The following is a 3,039-nucleotide window of genomic DNA, read 5'->3' as shown; positions in this document are numbered from 1 at the left end:
CCGGCGACCTGGCGCGCGTCGATGACGACGGCTACTACTTCATCGTCGACCGTTCCAAGGACATGATCATCCGTGGCGGCTACAACGTCTATCCGCGCGAAGTCGAGGAAGTTCTCTACGAGCATCCCGCGGTCCGGGAGGCGGCCGTCGTCGGCATCCCCGACGAGATGCTCGGCGAGGAGGTGGGCGCCGCGGTCGCGCTGACGTCCGGAGCCGAGGCGGACGCCGCCGCAATCAGGGACTTCGTCAAGGACCGCGTGGCCGGATACAAATACCCGCGGCGGGTCTGGTTCGTCGACGAACTGCCCAAGGGTCCGACCGGCAAGATCCTCAAGCGCAATATCGCGATCCCCGCCGAGAAATGACGGAATCTTTTGCATCACACAAGTTTTGGGCTACAGCTACGTGCGCGTCCACGTGACACCACACGACCGGCAGTTCGCGTCAATCCATGTGGTCGACCCACTTACCGTCTCGTCTCCTAGTCGTTAGATTCGTAATCTTCAGCCTGGGCCATAAGCGAGCCCAGGGGCGGCAACGCTGCCGGCACGCTAGGCGCTATATCCGCCGTCGATCCTCAGCACTGCGCCGGTGATGTAGGAGGCCTGCGGGCTGGCGAGGAAGACGACGCCGGCGGCAATCTCATCCGGCCTGCCGTAGCGACCCATCGCGGTGGTTGAAAGGAACGTAGATGCGGCGGGGCCATCGGCGGGGTTCATCTCGGTGTCGATGAACCCGGGCTGGATGATGTTGACCGTGATGCCACGGTGCGCCAAATCGCGGGCTGCGCCGCGGCTGTAGCCCTCAACGGCGGACTTAGAACCCGCATAGTCGGCCATCCCAGGGAAGCCCACTCGCGTTCCCACACCCGAGCTGATACTGATGATCCGCCCGCCATCCGGCAGCAGCGGGAACGCGGCCCGGATCGCAGCCACCACGCTGGTGTAGTTGATGGCGAGCTGGCGGTCATAGGCGGACTCGTCGGCGAACTCGCTGTCGATTGGGCCGGGGACCGAGGCGGCCGCGTTGTTGACCAGAATGTCAATCTTTCCGAAGCGCTCCACCACCCGCCGTATCAGGCCTGCAGCCTGTTCGGCATCGGCCTGGTCGGCTTGGAAGGCCTCCGCACGTACCCCCTTGGCTTGCAGGTCGGCGAGTGTGGCGTTGGCCCGATCCACCGAGGACGAGTAACTGATCGCCACGTCGGCTCCCTCGTCGGCCAGCGCCAGCGCTGAGGCTGCCCCGATCCCCCGCGATCCGCCGGTCACGATCGCGACCTTGTTGTCCAGCTTTCCCATGCGCTTCCTGCTTCCTAGTAGGTCTTTCCGCGGAGTTCTTGACCGCACGGTCCACAATAAGCATATTGGACCGGTCAGTCAAAAATCCGTATTCTGTGTCGTATGGCACGTCCGCGATCGTTCGATGAGAAGCAGGTGCTGACCGCCGTCCGTGATCAGTTTTGGGACGCCGGTTATGCCGCGACCTCGCTGGAAGACTTGATGCGAGTCAGCGGGCTCGGCAAAGGCAGCCTTTATGCAGCATTCGGTGACAAGCATCAGCTCTTTCTCCAGGCGCTGCGTGGCTACACAGAGGCCAGCCATGAGCATCTTCGAAAAGCGCTCACCGAGACTCCACGGGCTCTGGACGCACTTCGCATGCTCCTCGAGGCACCGACCGACGCCGATACGCGGCGTGGCTGCCTGATGGCCAACAGCACCTACGAGCTCGGTCATGCGGATCCGGAAGTTCTCGCCCACGCCCGCCGCACCTACGAGACGTCCACCGCACTGATCAGTGACTGTGTCGCCCGCGCGCAACGCGAGGGCGACGTGCCGGCCGAGGCGGATCCGATGGCGCTGGCACGGGCCCTCCTGGCCGCGCAGCAAGGGCTTGTGTTCATGGGCCGGACCGGGTTGGACACGGCCACACTCGCTGCCACGGCGCGATCGCTCGCGTCCCAACTCCTGCCGGATCGCTCCGGCGACTGAACCGACAGGCGCGAATTCAACCGTTCGCCCTGAACGCTGCCGTACCTCGCCGGATGTCATCGGAACCGATTCAGACACTGTTCGTTCACCCTGCTGGCCTACCTTGACGAGACGCAGCGTTTCGGGACGTGGGCTGAGGTTGTGATGCGGATAGTTCGGTTGGTCAGTTGCCGCAAAGATCCGTTGTCCCCACAGGCGCCCGTCGCTACCGCGCAGCCGATTCAATGGCGCTGGGGGATCGCCGTTTTCGCCTTCGGGCAATCCGGCCGCGCCACGGCACCGGCAACCATCGATTTCCGCATACCCAATCCACATGTCGGAAGGTGCCCACATGTATCGCCAGATCCTCGATCCGGTCGCTCACTCGCTGGCTTGGAGTTCACTCATGGCCGCCTTGCCGCTGGGAGCGCTGTTCGTGATGCTCGGCGTGTTGCGTATGCGAGCCTGGCTGGCGTCAGTTGTGTCCCTGGCCATCGCGATCGCGATCGCCGTCGCCGTTTACAGAATGCCTTTTGGCCAGGCGGCGCTGGCGGCCAGTGAAGGCGCCGCTTTTGGCTTCTTCCCGATCCTGTGGATCGTGATCAATGCGATCTGGGTTTACCAGATGACTGCGCGTACAGGGTATTTCGACGTTTTACGCCGCAGTTTCGCGACCGTCAGTGACGATCACCGCATTCAGGCAATCATCATCGCGTTTTCCTTCGGCGCGTTGCTCGAGGCGTTGGCAGGGTTCGGTACGCCCGTGGCGGTCACCTCGGTGATGTTGCTTGCCCTCGGCTTCAAGCCACTCAAGGCGGCGGTCCTGGCACTGGTAGCCAATACCGCGCCGGTCGCGTTTGGGGCGATGGCCACACCCATCATCACCTTGGCGAAGGTGTCCGGGTTGTCGACCGACAGCCTAGGCGCCATGGTCGGGCGCCAAACCCCCATCTTGTCCGTCTTTGTACCTCTGGCGCTGGTCGCCATCGTCGACGGCCGGCGCGGCCTCCGTGACACCTGGGGCGCGGCGCTGGCGGGCGGTGTGGTTTTCGGCCTCGGCCAATACGCCACC

At 63.9% G+C, this 3,039-nt stretch carries 3 protein-coding genes and 1 pseudogene; 3 read left to right on the top strand and 1 reads right to left on the bottom strand.

All coding sequences use genetic code 11. The annotated features are described in order from the left end of the window. A pseudogene (locus A5625_RS09135) lies at positions 1-365 on the top strand (long-chain fatty acid--CoA ligase); the annotation flags it as partial. A 186-nt stretch (positions 366-551) separates the two neighbouring features. Here the strand turns inward: A5625_RS09135 and A5625_RS09130 are convergent. Then, positions 552-1,298: an SDR family NAD(P)-dependent oxidoreductase gene (locus A5625_RS09130; protein ID WP_066991835.1), complete on the bottom strand. Its 747-nt coding sequence runs from the start codon at positions 1,296-1,298 to the stop codon at positions 552-554. 102 nt (positions 1,299-1,400) lie between these two features. Here A5625_RS09130 and A5625_RS09125 point away from each other — a divergent pair, with 102 nt between their 5' ends. Continuing rightward, positions 1,401-1,988, top strand: coding sequence for a TetR/AcrR family transcriptional regulator (locus A5625_RS09125; RefSeq protein ID WP_066991832.1), 588 nt, complete (start codon positions 1,401-1,403; stop codon positions 1,986-1,988). Between the two features lie 331 nt (positions 1,989-2,319). After that, positions 2,320-3,039 (top strand): L-lactate permease (locus A5625_RS09120; RefSeq protein ID WP_197516030.1); only part of this gene is annotated, 720 nt, incomplete at its 3' end.

Source organism: Mycobacterium sp. 1465703.0 (assembly GCF_001672975.1).
In the GTDB taxonomy this organism is placed as follows: Bacteria; Actinomycetota; Actinomycetes; order Mycobacteriales; family Mycobacteriaceae; genus Mycobacterium.
The sequence above is the reverse complement of the archived record's forward strand: the minus strand, read 5'-3'. Positions and strand labels throughout refer to the sequence as shown.

Bases quoted from the DNA above. Each gene is read 5' to 3' on its own strand.
- A5625_RS09130 (WP_066991835.1), bottom strand. From the start codon at position 1,298: ATGGGAAAGCTGGACAACAAGGTCGCGATCGTGACCGGCGGATCGCGG.
- A5625_RS09125 (WP_066991832.1), top strand. From the start codon at position 1,401: ATGGCACGTCCGCGATCGTTCGATGAGAAGCAGGTGCTGACCGCCGTC.